At 68.2% G+C, this 19,469-nt stretch carries 19 protein-coding genes and 1 tRNA gene; 13 read left to right on the top strand and 7 right to left on the bottom strand.

The genetic code is table 11. The annotated features are described in order from the left end of the window. The coding region (gene aceE / locus PZC42_RS18670) for a pyruvate dehydrogenase (acetyl-transferring), homodimeric type (protein ID WP_277213257.1) at window positions 1–2,827 on the bottom strand (2,827 nt) is incomplete at its 3' end. A gap of 330 nt (window positions 2,828–3,157) precedes the next feature. Between aceE and PZC42_RS18665 the strand changes: the two genes are divergently transcribed. The 10 genes from PZC42_RS18665 (at window position 3,158) to PZC42_RS18620 (ending at window position 12,061) form a co-directional block, all read left to right on the top strand. Further along, on the top strand, window positions 3,158–3,562 hold the full coding sequence (locus PZC42_RS18665; protein WP_277213255.1) for a DUF3052 domain-containing protein: 405 nt from the start codon (window positions 3,158–3,160) through the stop codon (window positions 3,560–3,562). A 5-nt stretch (window positions 3,563–3,567) separates the two neighbouring features. Continuing rightward, a complete protein-coding gene (locus tag PZC42_RS18660) occupies window positions 3,568–4,032 on the top strand; it encodes a peroxiredoxin (RefSeq protein WP_277213252.1) in 465 nt (154 codons plus the stop codon). Window positions 4,033–4,121: 89 nt separating this feature from the next. Next, window positions 4,122–4,198: transfer RNA gene (locus tag PZC42_RS18655), tRNA-Val, on the top strand. 56 nt (window positions 4,199–4,254) lie between these two features. After that, window positions 4,255–4,461: an alpha/beta fold hydrolase gene (locus tag PZC42_RS18650; RefSeq protein WP_277213251.1), complete on the top strand. Its 207-nt coding sequence runs from the start codon at window positions 4,255–4,257 to the stop codon at window positions 4,459–4,461. A gap of 12 nt (window positions 4,462–4,473) precedes the next feature. Further along, the gene (locus PZC42_RS18645) at window positions 4,474–4,938 is read left to right on the top strand and encodes an alpha/beta fold hydrolase (RefSeq protein ID WP_277213249.1); all 465 of its coding nucleotides are present in this window, start codon (window positions 4,474–4,476) and stop codon (window positions 4,936–4,938) included. 47 nt (window positions 4,939–4,985) lie between these two features. Beyond that, on the top strand, window positions 4,986–5,654 hold the full coding sequence (locus PZC42_RS18640; protein ID WP_277213247.1) for a hypothetical protein: 669 nt from the start codon (window positions 4,986–4,988) through the stop codon (window positions 5,652–5,654). Between the two features lie 421 nt (window positions 5,655–6,075). Next, the gene (locus PZC42_RS18635; RefSeq protein ID WP_277213245.1) at window positions 6,076–7,359 is read left to right on the top strand and encodes a phosphoheptose isomerase family protein; all 1,284 of its coding nucleotides are present in this window, start codon (window positions 6,076–6,078) and stop codon (window positions 7,357–7,359) included. A gap of 98 nt (window positions 7,360–7,457) precedes the next feature. Further along, window positions 7,458–9,011: an FAD-binding protein gene (locus PZC42_RS18630; RefSeq protein WP_277213243.1), complete on the top strand. Its 1,554-nt coding sequence runs from the start codon at window positions 7,458–7,460 to the stop codon at window positions 9,009–9,011. 321 nt (window positions 9,012–9,332) lie between these two features. After that, window positions 9,333–11,093, top strand: a complete 1,761-nt coding sequence (locus PZC42_RS18625) for an AMP-binding protein (RefSeq protein ID WP_277213241.1) — start codon at window positions 9,333–9,335, stop codon at window positions 11,091–11,093. Then, window positions 11,090–12,061, top strand: coding sequence for a bile acid:sodium symporter (locus PZC42_RS18620; protein ID WP_277213239.1), 972 nt, complete (start codon window positions 11,090–11,092; stop codon window positions 12,059–12,061). The genes PZC42_RS18625 and PZC42_RS18620 overlap by 4 nt, the downstream gene beginning before the upstream one ends. Window positions 12,062–12,083: 22 nt before the next feature. Here PZC42_RS18620 and PZC42_RS18615 read toward each other — a convergent pair whose 3' ends face one another. After that, complete coding sequence (locus PZC42_RS18615; protein ID WP_277213237.1) at window positions 12,084–12,539, bottom strand: DUF1801 domain-containing protein; 456 nt, start codon at window positions 12,537–12,539, stop codon at window positions 12,084–12,086. 107 nt (window positions 12,540–12,646) lie between these two features. Then, window positions 12,647–13,621, bottom strand: coding sequence for a helix-turn-helix transcriptional regulator (locus tag PZC42_RS18610; RefSeq protein ID WP_277213236.1), 975 nt, complete (start codon window positions 13,619–13,621; stop codon window positions 12,647–12,649). Window positions 13,622–13,733: 112 nt separating this feature from the next. Here PZC42_RS18610 and PZC42_RS18605 point away from each other — a divergent pair, with 112 nt between their 5' ends. After that, window positions 13,734–14,129 carry a RidA family protein gene (locus PZC42_RS18605; protein ID WP_277213234.1) on the top strand — a complete coding sequence of 132 codons (396 nt, stop codon included), beginning with the start codon at window positions 13,734–13,736 and terminating at the stop codon, window positions 14,127–14,129. Window positions 14,130–14,201: 72 nt separating this feature from the next. Here the strand turns inward: PZC42_RS18605 and PZC42_RS18600 are convergent, their stop codons facing one another. From PZC42_RS18600 to PZC42_RS18590, 3 genes are read right to left on the bottom strand one after another with little or no spacing between them, the layout of a single operon-like run. Further along, entirely contained in the window at window positions 14,202–15,599 is a 1,398-nt protein-coding gene (locus PZC42_RS18600; RefSeq protein WP_277213232.1) for an MFS transporter, read from the bottom strand. Next, entirely contained in the window at window positions 15,596–16,525 is a 930-nt protein-coding gene (locus PZC42_RS18595; protein WP_277213231.1) for an NADP-dependent oxidoreductase, read from the bottom strand. The genes PZC42_RS18600 and PZC42_RS18595 overlap by 4 nt, the downstream gene beginning before the upstream one ends. Further along, entirely contained in the window at window positions 16,522–17,160 is a 639-nt protein-coding gene (locus tag PZC42_RS18590; RefSeq protein ID WP_277213229.1) for a DsbA family oxidoreductase, read from the bottom strand. Before PZC42_RS18590 ends, PZC42_RS18595 begins: the two co-directional genes overlap by 4 nt. Before the next feature lie 97 nt (window positions 17,161–17,257). Between PZC42_RS18590 and soxR the strand changes: the two genes are divergently transcribed. Both soxR and PZC42_RS18580 read left to right on the top strand, forming a co-directional pair. Then, window positions 17,258–17,707, top strand: coding sequence for a redox-sensitive transcriptional activator SoxR (gene soxR / locus PZC42_RS18585; RefSeq protein ID WP_277213228.1), 450 nt, complete (start codon window positions 17,258–17,260; stop codon window positions 17,705–17,707). Window positions 17,708–17,891: 184 nt separating this feature from the next. Beyond that, window positions 17,892–18,416 (top strand): flavodoxin family protein, encoded by a 525-nt coding sequence (locus PZC42_RS18580; protein ID WP_277213226.1) that lies wholly within the window; start codon window positions 17,892–17,894, stop codon window positions 18,414–18,416. Window positions 18,417–18,425: 9 nt separating this feature from the next. On the opposite strand, the gene PZC42_RS18575 is transcribed toward PZC42_RS18580, so the two are convergent. Beyond that, entirely contained in the window at window positions 18,426–19,424 is a 999-nt protein-coding gene (locus tag PZC42_RS18575; RefSeq protein WP_306575656.1) for a zinc-dependent alcohol dehydrogenase family protein, read from the bottom strand. Window positions 19,425–19,469: the final 45 nt, after the last annotated feature.

Raw genomic sequence — 19,469 nt, 5'->3', positions numbered from 1 at the left:
GTCCCGAGCTCGTCGCGGCGGTCGAGGCCGCCGAGGGCGCCGACGTCAGTCCCGGTTCGCCCACGTAGCGCACCGCGTCGATCCGACGCACGACGACGGAGCCGGAGGTACCGGCCGTGACGTCCGTCAGACGGTACTTCTCGACCGCCTGCACGACGACCTCACGGGGCACCTCGCCGCGGCGGGCAAGCTGCTGCAGCGTCTTGACGACCATCGAGGGGCCGTCGATCAGGAAGTGCCGGCGAGCCGCGGCACGGGTGTCGGAGAACCCGAAGCCGTCGGCGCCGAGCACCGCGTAGTCGCCCGGGACCCAGGCCCGGATCTGGTCGGGGACCAGGTGGTCGTAGTCGCTGGAGGCGACGAACGGACCGGACGCGCCGGCGAGCTTCTGCGTCACGTAGGGCACGCGCGGTTCGGACGCCGGGTCGATCAGGGCGTCCTTCTCCGCGGCGAGCGCGTCGCGGCGCAGCTCGTTCCAGCTCGTCACGGACCACACGTCGGCCGAGACGCCCCAGTCGTCACGCAGCAGCTGCTGCGCCTCGAGCGCCCACGGCACACCCACGCCGGAGGCGAGGAGCTGTGCCTTGGGGCCGTTGCCGCCCTCGACCGAGATGCGGTGGATCCCGCGCAGGATGCCCTCGGTGTCGACGTCCTCCGGCTCGGCGGGCTGGGCCATCGGCTCGTTGTACACCGTGAGGTAGTACATGACGTTCTGGTCCCGGCCGTCCGAGCCGTCGCCGTACATCCGCTCGATGCCGTCGCGCACGATGTGGCGGATCTCGTAGCCGTACGCCGGGTCGTACTGCACCATCGCGGTGTTCGTGCCCGCCAGCAGGGGCGAGTGCCCGTCGGCGTGCTGCAGACCCTCACCGGTCAGGGTGGTGCGTCCCGCCGTCGCGCCGATGATGAACCCGCGCGTCAGCTGGTCGCCGGCCGCCCAGAACTGGTCGCCCGTGCGCTGGAAGCCGAACATCGAGTAGAAGATGTAGAACGGCACCATGTGCTCGCCATGGGTGGCGTACGAGGTGCCGACCGCCTGGAAGGCGGACGCCGAGCCGGCCTCGTTGATGCCGGTGTGCATGATCTGCCCGGACTCGGACTCCTTGTAGCTCAGCATGAGTTCGCGGTCCACGGCGAGGTAGTTCTGCCCGGCGGTGTTGAAGATCTTGGCGCTCGGGAAGATCGCGTCGAGACCGAACGTGCGGGCCTCGTCCGGGATGATCGGCACGACGCGCGGGCCGAACTCCTTGTCCTTGATGAGGTCCTTGAGCAGGCGCACGAACGCCATGGTCGAGGCGACCTCCTGCGTGCCCGACCCCTTCTTGAGCAGCTCGTAGGTCTTCGCCTCCGGCAGCTTGACCGGCTTCGCCTTCGACCGGCGCTCGGGGACGAACCCGCCGAGCTGACGGCGACGCTCCAGCATGTACTGCACGGCGTCGTCGTCCATGCCCGGGTGGTAGTACGGCGGCAGGTTCGGCTCGGCGTCGATCTGCTCGTCCGTCAGGGGGATGCGCAGCGTGTCGCGCAGCACCTTGAGGTCGGTGTTCTTGACCTTCTTCATCTGGTGCGTGGCGTTGCGGCCGGCGAACCCGGAGCCGAGGGCGTAGCCCTTGACCGTCTGGGCGAGGATCACGGTCGGCTGACCGGTGTGGGCACGAGCGGCGGCGTAGGCCGCGTAGATCTTGCGGTAGTCGTGACCGCCGCGCTTCATGTTCCAGATGTCGTCGTCGGTCATGTTCTCGACGAGAGCCTTGGTGCGCGGGTCGCGGCCGAAGAAGTGCTCGCGGATGAACGCGCCCGACTCCGCCCGGTAGGTCTGGAAGTCGCCGTCGGGCGTCGAGTTCATGAGGTTGACCAGGGCGCGGTCCTTGTCCGCGTTGAGCAGCGCGTCCCACTCGCGGCCCCAGACCACCTTGATGACGTTCCAGCCGGCACCGCGGAACTGGGCCTCCAGCTCCTGCATGATCTTGCCGTTGCCGCGCACCGGGCCGTCGAGCCGCTGCAGGTTGCAGTTGACCACGAACGTCAGGTTGTCGAGCCCCTGGTGGGCGGCGTGCTGGATCAGGCCGCGCGACTCGGGCTCGTCCATCTCGCCGTCACCGAGGAACGCCCAGACGTCCTGCTGGCTGGTGTCCTTGATCCCCCGGTTGTGGAGGTACCTGTTGGTCCAGGCCTGGTAGATGGCCGACGCCGGGCCGAGGCCCATCGACACCGTCGGGAACTCCCAGAAGTCCGGCATGAGACGCGGGTGCGGGTACGACGGCAGCCCGCCGCCGGCGTGCGACTTCTCCTGGCGGAAACCGTCGAGCTGGTCGGCGGTGAGCCGGCCCTCGAGGTAGGCGCGCGAGTACATGCCGGGGGAGGAGTGGCCCTGGAAGTAGACCTGGTCGCCGCCGCCGGCGTGGTCCTTCCCGCGGAAGAAGTGGTTGAGGCCCACCTCGGTGAGCGTCGCCACGGAGGCGTAGGAGGAGATGTGACCGCCGACCGACAGACCAGGACGCTGGGCGCGCGTCACCATGACCGCGGCGTTCCAGCGGTTCCAGGAGCGGTACTTGCGCTCCATGGACTCGTCGCCCGGGAAGTAGGGCTCCTCGTGCACACCGATGGTGTTGACGTACGGGGTCGCCACCGACGTGGGGATCTGCACGCTGCGCTCGCGGGCGCGGCGCATCAGGTTGAGCATCACGTAGCGCGCCCGGGGGCCGCCCTTGTCGTCGATCAGCCCGTCCAGGGACTCCACCCACTCCGAGGTCTCGGACGGGTCGATGTCCGGCACAGCGCTGAGCAGACCGTCGATCAGCGGTCCGGTCTCGTCGTACGAAGCCACCAGCAACCTCTCTCTTCTGCGGGCTGCCGCCGTGGTCCGGCGACTGCTCGTGTCAGGCGTCCCGTGCAGGGTCGGCCGCGTCGCCGAGGTCGCGACGGCGCGGGCCACCCACGGGTGGTCACTACTCATTGTGTCCTGACTTTCGGCGCCCGGACACCAGGTGGGGGTCAAGAATCCGTGATCTACGTCATGGTGATGTGCACGGACTCGGTCGAGGACGCCGGTCGGGCCGATGGACCGGCGCGCACGACGGCGCCGGGTGCACTACCTTGACGCTCACAGGCGCACCGCGGGGTGCGCCTGACGACGACGGAAGGAACGTAGGTCCACGTGGGACAGCAGGCGGAAAGCCCGGCCGAGCGCTTCGGGTTCACCACCGGTCAGGTCGTGCAGGAGTTCGGGTGGGACGACGATGTCGACGAGCCTCTGCGCGAGGTGCTCGAGGGAGTCATCGGCGGCGAGCTCGTGGACGAGGACTACGGGGACGTGATCGACGGGGTCATCGTCTGGTGGCGCAAGGAGGACGGCGACCTGACGGACATGCTGGTCGACGTCCAGACCGCGCTCGACGACGGCGGGCACGTCTGGCTCCTGACGCGCAAGCCGCGCCGGGACGGCCACGTCGCCCACGACGAGATCCAGGAGGCCGCCACGACGGCAGGACTCCACGCGACGAGCACGTTCGCCGCCGGTGAGGACTGGTCCGCCACACGACTGGCAGCAAGCGGCCGGTAGACCCGATGAGCGGCACCGCCCCGGGCGTCGGCGACCCGGCACCGGACCTCACGCTGCCGGACACCCACGGCACGCCGACGCACCTCGCGGACCTGCGGGGCGAGAGCGTGCTCGTGGTGTTCTACCCCTTCGCCTTCTCCGGGACCTGCACCGGCGAGCTCCGCGAGCTGCGCGACAACGTCGAGGACTTCGAGGCCGCCGGCGTCCGCCTGCTGGCCGTGTCCACCGACCCGGTCTTCACACTCAAGGCCTGGCAGGAGACCGAGGGCTTCGGGTTCGACCTGCTCAGCGACTTCTGGCCACACGGTGCCGCGTCGCGCGCCTACGGTGTCTTCGACGAGGACTCCGGCCACGCCCTGCGCGGATCGTTCCTCATCGACGCCGACGGCATCGTGCGCTGGTCGGTGGTGCACCCGCGGGGCGGGCGTCGTGAGATCGAGGCGTACCGGGCGGCGCTCGCGGAGGTCTGACCGGGACACGCGCCGGATGGCGCACGTTCCGGCCGGGGTGCCAGGGCCGGTATTCTTGCCTGCGCCGCCAGGGCTCGCGCCCTGAGCCAGGGCCTGTAGCTCAGTTGGTCAGAGCGCCACGTTTACACCGTGGATGTCGGGGGTTCGAGTCCCTCCGGGCCCACCAGGAGGTCGTAGACCGACCAAGGACGCCCTGGGGGAACAACAGGAGAGGGCGAACCGGTGAACACTGGCTGGTCGCACGACGAGGACCTCAGAGGGCACGGCGCCTCGCTTCCCCGTGGTCTGGACAAGCCTTCAGCGACTGAAATGAGCGCCGACCTGTCGGTTCTGCTGGACGCGGTCGGCGGTTCCCGGCGAGCCGAGCTGGTCGGTCAGTCGCTGGGCGGGATGGTGTCCCAGCGGCTCGCCGTGGAAGCGCCTGAATGATGCGCCGGACTGGTGACGATCGGCGCCCCGTGCATCAGTCCCACGAGCCGAGGTGCCGCGGCCCGGTGCCGTGCGGTCTGGCAGATCTCCGGGGCGGTGAGCGGGTTGCTGCCGATCTCGCTGATCCGGAACAAGCTGCCCGAGGGCACTGCGACGACGCCGGCGGCCCAGGAGTACGTGCGCGGGGTCACCCGCGAGTTCACCCGGGAGAGCTTCGGCGCGTTGGTCGACGTATCCCGTGAGGCCGGGCGAGGGCTGAAGGGGAAGCGGATCGGTGTGCCCGTGCTCGCGACACGAGGCGCGCAGGACGTCAGTGCGGCCGGTCGGCTGACGGTGATGACCGCGGCGACCTGGCCCGTCGACAGTTCGTCCTTCCGGTACGAAGAGATCCCCGAGGCAGGCCACCAGGCGCACCAGGACAACCCGGAGGCGTTCAGCCGGCTGCTCCTCGACTTCCTCGACGGACTGCCGATCTGACTCGGAGAAGGGCGTGTAGTCTCCGGTCACGACCGAGGAGGCCCGCTTTGCACGAGACGTCCGGTATGCCCGAGGGATTCGATGGCGCGGGCTCCGAGCCGCGGTCCGCCTTCATCGAGCATTTCGCGTTCCTGTGCGCAGACAGCGCGGACCGTGAGCTCCTCACCGAGGTCGCGCAGAGAGTGACGGTGTGCGACATCGCCCCGGACGGTTCGGCTCACGCGGTCCTGCTGTGGGACGACGTGGAGCACGAGCTGGTCTGCGCGCCGCCGTTCACAGGGCAGGTCGGGCACGGGGTCCCGGCGAGCTACGCAGCGATCGCGGGCACGCACAACGGCGTCTCGTGGGACGCCTACGGTGGTGGTCCTCTCGGATTCCCCGGCCTCGATGCCGACGGGCTGCCGGCGGGCTTCGGCCAGTGGGAGTGGGACACGCTCGAGGTAGGCGACAACGAGGAGGTCATAGCGCGCCTCGACGGGGCGGGGATCGCACTCCAGGACCTGTGGGAGGCGTTCGGCTCGGGGCAGAACTGGATCCTCTTCGACCCCCTCCGTACGACGGCCGGTGCTGAGATGGCCCTGGTCTTCGTCAGCCACGACAGTGCTGAGTGGGAGCCTGTCGAGAGCACTGTGGGCGTGGGCTACGGCGCGGTTCTGCTGTGGCAGCTCGCCGACTACTTCCTCGACACCGAGCTGATCGTGGAGCAGTACACCTAGCGCCTGGCATCGGTCCGCCGGCCGTGGTGACGCCGATCGCGATGTAGAACGGCTTGTTGCGCCTGAGCGCCTTCCTTTGGGCCTGTCACCGCGCAACGTCCGCGGATAACGTCGCGCCAGCGCTCCGAGTTGCACGCACGGCGCGACGTGAGATTCTTAATCCAGAGCCGAATACACAGCACGCTCCAACCTCCATGCAGAGTCGCATGTCAGCCAGGTTTCAAGTGCCACAGAGTCAACACGGTGCGACTGGTCCGCTTGAGGAGTCGCCGAAACGGCGGGAGCCCGGTCGCGTTGAGCGAAGCGCGCCCACCTACGCAATACCGATGAGGCACACGTCGTTCTTCCCTCGCCGCGAAATCCGAAAGGAAAACGCATGAGCAACTCTTCCGTTGGCCCTCCTCTCGCAGGGGCGTCCTACATGGAGCTCTTCTACGCGGAGATCGAGCGCATCGGCCGACATATTCGCGACACCCAGATCGCTGGAATCTGTGAGGCAATGAAGGTCGCCTACGAGTGCCAATCCTCCGACGGCCGGATCTTCTCGCACGTCCTGGTGGGTCACTTTGCTATGTTCGCGGCGAGCCCAGGCATACCCGGGCAGCCCTCGGTGCTGCCGCAGCGTGCCGATCGAAACATCTCAGCGGACTACAATCAGATAAGACCGGGTGACTTCCTGCTCACCAACGGTGCATCGCTGATCAACCCTGACAAGGGAACCATTCCCGACGTCGGCCCGGACGAGGCTCGTGTTCGGGGCGCGTACACCGTAGGCATCACCTGCAGCTACGCCCGCTTCTACAAGACCCCTGTCGGGGCATTCTTGCCAGTCAAGATGACCACCTCCCTCGAGCAGATTTGCGATCGTGTGCTTGACAGCGGCTGCACGTGGAGCTGCGGCGTTGTCTCGACTCCGGCAATTCCCGAGTTCAAGATCATCTCCTCCAGCGGTCTCTCGCAATTTCTGGTCTACTGGGCATGCACGGCCGCTCTGTGCAAGCAGATCAGCACCGGGGGTGCCGACGATGGCGCCGAGGTCGCCCTTGAATACATCAACAACGCCCTGAGGAGCTTTGAACTCATCCGCGAACACGAGTTTGAGGTCATCGATCGCGTGGCGCGCGCCTGGACCGATCGCATTCTCCTGTTTGCAGGGGCCGCAGATCATCCGCGGCTTCTCGTCTACGGGCATCCACAGGCCGGTGCTCCCTACGAAGGCACTCAGAACATGTTCGTCAATGAGGCTTACGAGACAGCCGCCGGCAGTATGATCATGCAGCCCTACGACGTGTACAAGACGCAGCTCAAGGCCAGCGACATCGTGCTCATCGGCGCGATCAGCCCGGACAACGGCGACGAGATCCAGGTGGCCCAGTACGCCCGGCAGATCGGCGCGATGGTCGTCGCCTTCGGCCCTTTCGACAGGAGTGAAGGCGCCGGTTCTCTGAGCGACTACGCGGATGTCGCCATCAACACGCACAGTGGCGACGGCGCGGGCATCCTCGATATCTCGGGCTTTGATGAGCCGGTGTGCCCGATCAGCGGGATTTCTGGGAATCTGGTGCTCTGGCTGTTGACCGCTCAATGGACGTATCGCATGGCGGAGCGCAACCAGACGCCCAACTACTGGCAGAACTACTGGGAAGTCGGGGCTAGCGACTACGACGATCAGGCACAAGCCAGCTTTGTGAAGCGCGGCTTTTGAAGCCCTCGGGGCATCCCGTCCAGCCGCACACCGCCTCTTCTCGACCTGGAGCCCTGAATATGCCTACCTCGCCTCCGAACACCGGTCCACGTCCCGTCGTGCTCAGCGATCGACAAGGCTTCGACCGGCGCTGGTTCGCCCCACATCTCGAGGCGGTCTATGTCCCCAAGAACGATTCTGAGTCGGTCACGCAGATCAGCGAGGCGATCTCTCGCTACGGGCGGGACGTCAAGGTCGTGTCCGGGCGCCACTGCTACGAGAACTTCATCTACAACGACACCACGAGGGCCATCGTCGACATGTCGTCGATGAACCGTGTCGGCTGGGATGAACGGCGGCCCGCATTCGTCGTCGAGGCAGGCTGCGAGAACTGGTCTGTCTACCGAACGTTGTTGAACGGTTTCAACAAGACGCTTCCCGGAGGATCCTGCTACTCGGTCGGGGCCGGGGGTCACATCACAGGCGGCGGGTACGGGCTGTTGTCACGAATGCGCGGTTTGGTCGTCGACCATCTCAGCGCGGTCGACATCGTCACCTGGAACGCGTCGGCGAACAGCGCTGAGCTGCATCACGTGTCAGCGACGAGCGGCTCGAATGACGAACGAGACCTCTTTTGGGCTCTGCGGGGTGCCGGATGCGGCAACTTCGGTGTCATCCTGCGCTACTACTTCGATGAGCTGCCCGATGCTCCGGAGTTCGCTTCCATCTACACCCTCTCCTGGGACTGGACATCGGTCGACACATCTTCCTTCGCGGACCTGCTTGCCTGCTACGCGGAGTTCGTGAGCGACATGCCCGAGACCGAGTTCAGCTTGCTGAAGCTCACACACGTGTCGGCCGGGCAGCTCGGCATGATCGTCCAGGTCGTGTCCCCCGAAGGGATCAGTCTTCTCGATCACCGGGCCGAAGCCGAGCAACGGTACACAGAAGCGCGAACGCGCTTCGAGGCGATCGTCGGGCATTCGCCGTTGCGGAGCCCTCTCGGCGGCCATCCGGGTTGGACGACGGCCCTCGTCGGCACCGAGAGCGTGCAACACGTGACCTACCTCGAGGCGCTGCAGACGTTGAACGGTTCGGGACCCAACCAGTTCGGCAAGTACAAGTCTGCATACATGAACAAGGCCTTTCCACCGCATCAGGCTGCCGCGATATACCGCTGGCTCAGAACGACCCCAAGAGGTGTCACCGAGTCGGACATGAGCCAGAGTCTCCTGCAGGTCGACAGTTACGGTGGGGCCATCAACCGGGTTGCTCCCGGCGAGACCGCGGTTCCCCAGCGTGACGCCATCATGAAGCTGCAGTATCAGACCTACTGGCTCAACGCCTCGCGTCCTGGAGAGGGACACCTGGCTCCCTACGATGCCCAGGCCGATGCGCACCTGCGCTGGATCGACGAGTTCTATCGGGACGTCTACGCCGAGTGCGGCGGGACTCCCGACCCCACCAATGATCCGAGCGGAACGGTCGCAGGCGCGTACTACAACTACCCGGACAGCGTTCTGGGCACGCACGCTCAGGGCAACGTCGACGACGCGCTGTGGCTCTACTTCCTCGACAACTTCCGCAACAACGAACGGAACCTTGTCGCCGTCAAGCGCCGCTGGGATCCGGCGAACATCTTTCATCACGGGCAGTCGATTCCCGTGGAGTGAAGTGATCTCACCACGTTCGACGTGCCAGGACGTGCCAGAGGAGTTCGGCGTGGTCACCAGGCATCCGGTTCGGACCGCTACCTGCTCTCCCACGGTGTGCGCGAGGTTCGATGCGGAGGGCAGGTTCGGTGCGGCCTACTGGTCTCGTCACCGCCTTCCCCCGGACGATGCCCGGTGGTTCTGGCATAATCGCGCCATGCAACGTCGCAGGTGGGCGAGCTGTGCTCGCGTCGGAAGGTCCAGGTCGCCCGTCGGCGCCGCGACAGCCGGGGCGAGCCCGGCGTGCGCGCTGGAGTGCGCCGTCGACAGGGAGCGCCGAGCATGAGCGAGTTTCCCTGGCACGAGCACTATCCGGCGGGCACCTCTTCGGAGATCGGGGACCTTCCGGCCCGCAACCTGCCTGAGCTGCTGAGCACATCCGCCGCCGAGGACCCAGGCGCGGTCGCCTTCACCCAGTGCATGCCCAACGGCATGAACGGTTCGCTCCGATATAGCGAGGTCGAGCGGCTCTCCGACCAGTTCGCGGTGTACCTGCGTGAGGTGGTCGGCCTGGAGGTGGGGGACCGGGTCGCGGTACAGCTGCCCAACTGCCTCAGCTATCCGGTGGTGGCCTTCGGCATCCTCAAGGCGGGTTGCGTGCTGGTCAACACCAACCCGCTCTACACGGCGTCGGAGATGACCCACCAGTTCAGCGACTCCGGAGCCCGAGCGCTGGTCATCATCGACATGTTCGCCGACCGGCTGCCGCAGGCGCTCGCCTCGACGAGCATCGAGACGGTGGTCACGGTCCGGATCTCGGAGTTCTTCCCCGCGGTCGTCGCCGGCATCATTCGTGCCACCCAGCGTTACTGGAGCCGGACGCTTCCGATCGTCAGCGTCGAGCACACGCCGCTGCGCGAAGCTCTGGAGGCGGGGCGCGAGCAGATCGATGGCGGTTCGGGCCTTGCGACGTATCTCGAGGGCGTCGGCCCCGACACGCTGGCGGTCCTGCAGTACACCGGCGGCACCACCGGCGTCGCCAAGGGGGCGATGCTCTCGCACGGCAACCTGGTGGCCAACACCCTCCAGATGTTGGCGATGTGCGGCACACACCTGCGGCGTGGTGAGGAGACGGTGCTCACCGCGCTGCCGCTGTACCACGTGTTCGCCTTCACGGTGAACCTCATCGGCTTCTACCACATGCGCGGACGGAACATCCTGGTGCCGTCGCCGCGGCCGCCCAGCAACCTCAAGCGCGCCTTCGAGAACTACCCGATCACCTGGCTCACCGGTGTCAACACGCTGTTCAACGCGTTGCTCAACGAGCGCTGGTTCCTCGACCACCCGCCCCGCAGGCTGCGGGCCTCGGCTGCTGGCGGCATGGCGCTGCACCAGTCGGTCGCAGAACGTTGGCGCGAGGTCACCCGTACCCCCATCGTGGAAGGGTACGGACTGACGGAGTCCTCGCCGGTGCTGACCTTCAACCCCCTCGGCGGTACCGTCAAGGACGGCACCATCGGCATCCCCATACCCTCGACGACCGTCCGCTGCGTCGACGACGCGGGCAACGCGCTCTCCGCCGGGCAGCCGGGCGAGCTGGTGGCGCGTGGACCACAGATCATGCAGGGGTACTGGCAGCGTGCTGACGAGACCGAGCACACGCTGGTCGACGGCTGGCTGCACACCGGGGACATCGCCGAGATGGACGACGACGGCTACTTCCGGATCGTCGACCGCAAGAAGGACATGGTGCTGGTCAGCGGTTTCAACGTGTACCCCAACGAGGTCGAGGAGTGCCTCACGGCCATGCCGACGGTGCGCGAGGCGGGCGTGATCGGAGTGCCCGACCCGAAGACGGGAGAGGCGGTGCGTGCCTTCATCGTCGCCGATGACCCGGCACCGTCCCTGGACGAGATCGTCGCGCACTGCCGCGAGTACCTGGCGGCCTACAAGGTGCCGCGGAGCGTCGAGCTCCGCGACGAGCTGCCCAAGAGCCCGATCGGCAAGATCCTGCGCAAGGAGCTGCGCACCGACCCTGGAGCGTCGACGAACGACCCCGCACCCGAGACGGCCCCCGGCTCCGAGGAGGCGTCACCGCGATGACCACGTCACTGCACACGCTCGCCACCCAGGTGGTGCCCCCTGCTGACCACGAGGTCGTCACTCAGTTCGAGCAGGTCATCCTGATCGTCCTGGTCTTCGTGATCATGTTCGGACTCGGCGCAGGCCTGACGCCGCGCGACTTCACCTCCGCGCTCCGCCGCCCCTGGGGCCTGATCATCGCCTGGCTCACCCAGTTCGGGATCATGCCGCTGCTGGCGTTCGGCCTGGTGCTCGGACTGATCCTGCAGCTGCCGAACGAGGTGGCCGCCCCACTGGCGCTGGGCGCTCTGCTGATGGGCGCTGTGCCCGCCGGCACCACGTCCAACATCTTCACCTACTTCTCCAAGGGCAACCTCGGTCTGAGCGTCATGATGACGACCAACTCGACGTTGTGGGCCCTGCTCATGACGCCGTTGATGCTGCACCTGTACGGCACACGGTTCATGCCGGCAGGGCTGGACCTGCAGATCCCGGTCGCCAACATCGTCATCACGCTCGTGGTCATGCTGGTGCCTGTGGGCCTGGCCATGGTGATCCGTCGCTACCACCCCAACATCGGCGCCGTGATGGAGCTGCTGGGCGGCTTCTTCGGGCTGTTCTTCATCGTCTTCCTGGTCGTGACCTGGGTACCCCGCAACTGGGTGCTGCTGACGGGGACCTCGTGGCAGGTCTTCACGGTGGCCATCTGTCTCGGTCTCTTCGGTATCGCGGTGGCCTACGGGATCGCGCGCGCGATCAAGATGCACCCGAAGGACGCGCGAACCGTGGGGCTCGAGACCGGCATCCAGAACGGTCCGCTCGCCATCGCCATCATCCTGCTCAGCTTTCCGGCCAGCCCCCAGCTGGGGTTGCTGCTGCTCGTGCCCGCGTTGTACTCGCTGTTCATCGTGATCGTGGCGACCTTCGTCACCCTGTACTTCCGTCGCGCCAACCTTGCTGAGGAGCAGAAGATCCCGAGCCTGCTGTGAGGAGATCGCCGACCTGCTGGCGTCAGCTCACGGCTCGCGCGACACGTGTGGCGATCGCCTTCTCGGCCTGGTCATTCAGCTCGGTGACGGCGAATGACGTTGCCCACAGGCCGCCGTCGTCGTCGAGGTTCGCCTCGGGCGTGAACCCGAACGTGGAGTAGCGCTCCTTGTCGACGTGGCCGCTGCGGAAGAAGCACACGACCTTTCCCTTCCTGGCGTAGGCGGGCTGCCCGTACCAGAGCTTGGGTGACAGGTCGGGAGCCGTGGTCGTGACGATGGCATGGATGCGTTCGGCGACAGCGCGGTCGGTGGCGTCCATGTCGGCGATCTTGGCCAGCACGTCGAGCTCGTCGGCGGCCTTCTTGTTGCCGCGGCCGCCGTCTGCCTCCTTCTTCAGCTCCGTAGCGCGCTCCTTCATCGCGGCGCGCTCCTGCTCGGAGAAGCCTCGTGCGTCGCTGTTCTGCGTTCTGGTGCTCATGTCGGTCGTCCTCCTGGTCTCGGCGCGAAGTGCTGCTCACGCTATGCCTGCCGAGCCGGCCAGGGCTTCTCGATTCCTGACCGGGTCCGGACAGGATGAGGCCGGCGTCAGGGCGGGGCCAGGTAGGTGTCAGCCATCGCGACGGCACGGTCGCGGAGAGCTGCGCGCAATGACTGCGGCGCCAGGACTTCCGCGTCCGTCCCGAGCTGCCACAAAGCCCACTCGGCGTGTCGAGCGTCCTGGAACGTCACCTCCAGGCGGAGCAGGCCGTCGGCGTCCGGGCCCTCCGCCCGCACGGCCAGCGCGGTGTCCAGCAGGTCCTCGTGTCGTGCTGGGTCCACCGCGATCAGCGCGGTGACGTGGTCGCCTCCCGCGAGGAACTGCGCGGAGCGTTCCTGCCAGACCCGGTCCAGGTCGACCTGGGCCGGTCGTTGTGCCGGTTCGTCGAGCTCTTCGGCGGCCATCACTCGCGACAGGCGGTAGGTGCGGTCCGCACCAGATCTCAACGCCAGCAGGTAGGCCTTGTCGCGGACGGTGACCAGGCCGACCGGGTCCACCGTGCGCCACCGGGGGGCCTGGTCCACGGCCGCGTAGTGGATTCGCAGCTTGTGTCCGGCGAGCACCGCGCGCCTGACGGCGATCATCGTGGCGTCGGGTACCTCCTCGGTGACCAGCCGGCGGGAGAGCAGGTCCGTCTCCGGGTCGACGAGGAACCGCTGGGTCGCGTCGTTCGCCGTCGTCCGGTGGCTCTCCGGTAACGCGTCCACCACCTTCCGCATGGCAGAGGCCAGTGCTGAGCCAAGGCCGAAGACCTGCTCGCCGCGCCCCGATCCGGCGGTCAGCAGAGCGAGCGCCTCGTCGTGGTTGAGCCCGGTGAGCTCGGTGCGGAATCCGGGCAACAGCGCGAAGCCGCCGTGCCTGCCGCGTTCGGCGTAGACCGGCACGCCGGCCGCGGACAACGCCTCGATGTCGCGCAGCACGGTGCGGGTGGATACCTCGAGCTCGTGGGCGAGCGTCTCCGCGGTCAGTCGACCGCGCTGTCGCAGCAACAGCACGAGGGAGACCAACCGGTCTGCGCGCATGGGAAAACTCTAGAGGAATACATGACGGGAGGTGTCGTGATTCATCGAGAACCTGGTCGTGCGCCGCCAGGACCGGCGGCGATCGAATGACTCGAACGGAGCTGATGTGGCGATGGAGCGAACGGCAGTCAACCCAGTGAAGTGGTCCGTGGCGATGGGGTTCAACCAGGGAGAGATCGTCTCCGGGCAGACCCGCACGCTCTACTGCTCCGGGCAGACCGCGATGAGCGGTGAGGGCAAGCCCCTGCACGACGGCGACATGGCCGCACAGCTGGCGCTGAGCCTCGACAACCTGGAGGCCGTGCTCGACGAGGCGGGCATGTACCTCGCGCACCTCGTCCGGCTCAACGTCTACACCACCGACGTCGACCTGCTCTTCCAGCACTACGGAGTCCTGGCGGCCCGGCTGGGCGCTGCCCGGGTGGCGCCGACCACCACGATGCTCGGGGTGACGCGGCTGGCGATACCGGGCCAGATGATCGAGCTCGAGGGGACCGCCGTCGCGTGACCGGTCCGCCGCCTCTGCCGCTCGCGCCGACCGGCGCGAGCAGCAGAGGCGGCGCGTTCTCCTCGGGGCGCGTCACCCATGCGACGTCGCCGTGACGAGGACTGGTCGCAGGCTTCGGTGCGCACGCACGGCAATGACGACGGCGGCGCATCCGACGCCGGCGAGGAGCGCGTAGACGACGAGGAAGGACTGGTCCGTCGCGAGACCCGAGGTCAGGATCACTGCGGTCAGCGCTGTCGTCGCGCCGATGCCCATGCTCTCGCCGGCCTGCAACGCCGAGCTGTAGGCGCCGTGCTGGTCAGCGTCGGCCAGGGCAAGAGTGGCGCTGGAGAGCCTCGGGTACGCGAGTCCCATGCCGATGCCCATCGCGATGCACCCGCCGATCATGACCCCGATCGGTATCGCGCCCGTGACGTAGAGCAGTGCGCATCCAGGCCCGGCGGTGATGAGCGGTACGGCGCTGACGACGATCCGGTGGTGGATGGCCTGCGTGCTGGCGAATCGCCCCTGCAGCCATGCCCCGACGGCCCAGCCGACGGCACCGATCGCGATGACGAGACCAGCGGCCGTGGGGGAGAAGCCGCGTTCGGCCTGCAGGTAGAGCGTGAGATAGAGGTCCGTCGCGGCGACGGTCGATCCTGCGAGGGCCCGGAGCGCGACCAGGCGCTGCGGTGCACCGCGCAGGGTCAGGGTGCCTGCGGGAAGGACCCCGCGCGCCGTGACGACGAGTGCGACCAAAGCGCCGGTGACGACGAGGACGGAGAGCGGCGCTCCGAGCTGGCCACCCAGGTGGAGCACGACGAGGCACAGCGCAGCGAGGAGCGCGAGCAGGGCCGGGCGGCCGAGGGCTGGTCGGTGGTTCTCCCGGGCCGGGAGCTCCGGGTGGCCGCGGGTCGTCCGGAGCAGGCACCAGAGCGACACGGTCGCGCCGAGCAGCACGAGGCCGAAGACGGTGCGCCAGCTCGTCACGTCGGCCAACGTCCCGGCGAGCAGCGGGCCCGCCATCGACGGGACGAGCCAGGCGGCGGTGAGCAGGCCGAACATGCGGGGCCGCGGGCCTTGCGGGATGTGCCGTGCGATCAACACGTACAGCACCACGGAGTCGACCCCGCCGCCGAGCCCCTGCAGGAGCCGCCCGAGAACGAAGGTCCTCGCGTCAGGTGCCACGACGCACAGGAGGATGCCGACCAGGAAGAGCGACCCGCCGACGAGCAGAGGCCGTCGGGGGCCGACCTGGTCGGACCACCTGCCTCCGACGATCATGCCGACGAGTGCTGCGGTGATCGTGGCGGAGTAGGCGAAGGAGTACCACCTCATGCCACCCAGATCGGCCATCGTGACCGGAAGGACGGTCGTGATGGCGAACGACTCGAAGGCGATGGACGTCATGAGCGCCAGGACGCTCACGATGAACGGCCAGCTCGTCGCGGTCCAGAGGCGGTCCTGCTCGGACGAGTTCGCCGCGGTCATGGTGCGACGCCGATCGTGAGCACGTTCTTGCCGCGCCCGTGCCCCGTCTCCACGTCCCGGTGGGCCGCGGCCGCCTCCTCGAGGGGGTAGGTCCCGCGGATGTGAACTCTGAGCGTCCCGTCGTCGACGCGGTCCAACAGATCGGTCAGGCGCCCGGTCGAGCGCCGACTCCGGACGACACGGCAGCCCAGCGCTTCCGCGAGCGCCATGTCGACGATGGTCGCGACCCGGTCCCGGTCGTCGACCAGGTCGACGGCGGTACGGAGGTTTCCGTGCCCGGCAGTGTCGAGGGCGACATCGACCCGGGGGGTGGCAGCCCGGATCCTGTCGCCCTGGCCCGCCCCGTAGGGCACGGGGACTGCCCCCAACGACCTCAGGTAGTCGTGGTTGCCTTCGCTGGCGGTGCCGATGACGGTGGCCCCGGCCTGGACGGCGAGCTGCGTGAACATCGTTCCTACCCCGCCCGCCGCCCCATGGACGAGGACGACGTCGCCAGCTGTCACGGCGAGGTCCTCCATGGCCGTATGGGCGGTCTGGCCAGAAGCCGACAGAGCGCCCGCCGCCTCCCAGGGGACGGCGGTCGGCTTGCTGACGACCTGGGTCTGCGGCACCGCGACGTACTCCGCGTAGCAGCTGAGCACGTTGAACCCGGCCACCTCGTCGCCGAAAGAGAACTGCCGGACGTCGGCACCGACCTCCACGACGACGCCGGCGAACTCGTTACCGAGGACCTGTGGGAAGCGGATCGTCGACCCCGGAGGCGTCCATCCCGCGCGGACGGCGGCGTCGGTGAGCTGTACCCCGGCGGTGACCACGCGGACCATCACCTCGTCGGCCGCGGCGATCGGGCGCGGTAGCTCCTGCTCACGCAGGACCTCGGGCGGCCCGAACTCGGCGATGGCGGCAGCGCGCATCGTCGCGCTCACCGGACGGTTCCGACCGCGGAGAGGAAGCTGGTGAGGTCTTCGACAGATGCGCTGCCGGAAAGGCGCCGGCCGTCTGCCGCGACCACGGTGGGTACCGACATGATGCTCGACCGCCGTGCGGTGCCCACGTCCATGAGCACCTCGGCCGCATAGCTCTCGCCCGAGATGGCCCGTGCTGCCGCCGACGCGTCAAGCCCCCACGACGCGCCGCGAGCAGTCAGCACCGCGACGTCGGCAAGGTTCTCGTTGCGCTCGAAGTGGGCCCGGAATGCGGCATCCCACGCGGCTGTGGCGCTGATCCCGCCGTCCTCGGCTGCCAGCTTCAACAAGCGGTGCAGTGGCGCCGAGTCGAAGGTGAGTGCGGGATCGACGTTGATGCGCAGTCCTTCACCGGCACCCTCGGACCGGAAGAGCCGGCTCTTGGCCGCCCAGCGCTCCGTCGGTAGCCCCCACTCGGTCACGGCGACGTCGGCCATCGTCCTTCCGGGGTGCGCAGGTCCGTCGGGTTCGAGCAGGAAGCTGCGTCGGCGCACGCGCACTTCCTGGTCCACCGATGCGACCGCTCGCTCCAGGCGCCGCAGCCCGATCCAGCACCACGGGCACCGGACGTCTGCCCACACGTCGATCTCGATCATCACAGCACTCCTCGCTCGTTCGTCAAGAACCGTCGAGGTAGAGTCGACTACGTCAAGTCCACTTGACGTCAAGACGGAACCGGGGGAACGCGAGCCGATGCCGCAGGTCCACGAGGATGCCATCTGGCTCAAGCCCGGCCAGGTCGCCGAGCGCGCTGGCGTCGCTGTGTCGACGTTGCACTACTACGAGTCGCTCGGCCTCATCCGCAGCCGCCGGACCGCTGGCAACCGGCGCGAGTACCGGCGCGACACACTGAGGGTGCTGGCGTTCGTCCGAGCCTCGCAACGAGTGGGGATCGGCCTCGACCGCATCAAGGAGGCTCTCGGCAAGCTGCCGGAGGAGGGTCTGCCGACCAAGAAGGACTGGGCGCGGATCTCTCGCGAATGGCGCGACGACCTCGATGACCGGATCGAGCACCTCGTGGCACTCCGAGACCGGTTCTCGAACTGCATCGGCTGCGGGTGCCTGTCGCTGAAGTCCTGTCCGTACTCCAACCCCGACGACATCCTCGGTGCTGACGGCCACGGCGCACTCCGCTTTCCGTAGGCGGACCGGCAACGGCCACCACAGCGACGAGGCGTCCCGAATCAGGCCCTCCGGCCGGGCGGCTCGGGACCATCGGCTCTATCCGGGCATGGTGCCGTCACCGATGGTGGAACCGACGAGCAGCGATGGACGGGAGCGCCGTCGAAGCACGCAGAGCGAGACGTCGGACAAGGAGACGATCATCATGTCTGCACTCGTGGTCTACGAGTCCAGCTTTGGGAACACCGCCTTGGTGGCTCGGGCCGTCGGTGACGGGATCGCCGCGCACATGCCCGTGCGCGTCCGGTCCGTCAGCAGTCTCGGGGTTGACGAGGCGGACGGCGAGGACCTGGTCGTCATCGGCGGCCCGACCCACGCTTTCGGCATGAGCCGACCACAGACCCGGCGCGATGCGCAGGTACGGCTCGGCGACGAGCCGGTGGAGTCCCTCGGGATCCGTGAGTGGATCGATCGGCTCTCGCCGGACCGGGACGACCACCTGTACGCGACCTTCGACACCCGCGTGGAGAAGGTCCGCCATCTGCCCGGGTCCGCGGCGCACGCCGCGGCACGGGCACTGCGGCACGACGGGCATCGTGTCGTCGACCGCGGAGTGTCGTTCTACGTCGCCGACGTCGAGGGCCCGCTCCTGCCCCGCGAGCGTGACCGCGCGCGCGAGTGGGGCGAACGGTTGGCGCACAAGGCCCAGGAGCTGCTGCTGAGGGCCTGACCTGTGGCGTCAGTCCATCTCGAGGACGAGCGACCCGGCGGCCCGCCCTGCGCGCAGGGCGTCGAGCGCTCGGTCCGCGTCGGCGAAGGGATACCGCGTCACGGCCGGAGTCAAGCGCAGCGTCGTCGCCAGCCGCAGCAGCGCGGCGCCGTCGGCCCGCGTGTTGGCGGTGACGGTGCGCAGGTCGCGCTCGTTGAACAGATCCTGCGCATAGTCCATGGCCGGGATGTCGCTCATGTGGATGCCGGCCAGCACGACGGTGCCTCCCCGCTCGGTGGCCCGCAAGGCGCAGGGGACCAGCTCGCCTGCCGGGGCGAAGACGATCGCGGCGTCGACCTTCACCGGCGGCACGTCCATGGCACCGCCGACGAAGGCAGCCCCGCTGCGACGGGCGAGGTCGCGGTTCTGCTCGCCACGGGTCATGACGAACAGCTCGGCTCCGCGCGCCGTGGCCACCTGGGCGACCAGGTGTGCGCTCGATCCGAAGCCGTAGATGCCGAGGCGTCCGCCCGCGGGGAGGCCGGCGCGATCCAGAGCGCGGTAGCCGATGATGCCCGCGCACAGCAGGGGCGCCGTCGTGAGGGGGTCGTGATCGGCGGTCAACGGGTAGGCGAAGGCCTCGGGCACCGTGGTGAAGGGGGCGAACCCGCCGTCGGCGTCCCACCCGGTGTACTGCGAGGCCGGGCAGAGGTTCTCGCGGCCCTCGCGGCACCAGCGGCACGCACCGCAGGTGCGGCGCAGCCACGCGACGCCGACACGGTCGCCCCGGTGCAGCTCGCGCACGTCGGTTCCCGCGGCCTCGACCGTCCCGACGACCTGGTGACCCGGCACCACGTGCGGGCGGTGCACGGCGAGCTCCTGGTCGACGACGTGCAGGTCCGTGCGGCACACCCCGGACGCCTCCACCCGCACGAGGACCTCGTCCGGCGCCGGGTCGGGGACCGCGACGTCGGACCGGATGATGGTTCCGGCCCGGTCGCCGGTCGTCCAGGCTCGCATGACCGCCATCAGCCCTCCGCGGTGTGAGGGTGGAACGTGTGCGTGATCGCGATG

The organism is Isoptericola croceus (assembly GCF_029382255.1).
GTDB classification, from domain to species: domain Bacteria; phylum Actinomycetota; class Actinomycetes; order Actinomycetales; family Cellulomonadaceae; genus Isoptericola; species Isoptericola croceus.
The sequence above is the reverse complement of the archived record's forward strand: the minus strand, read 5'-3'. Positions and strand labels throughout refer to the sequence as shown.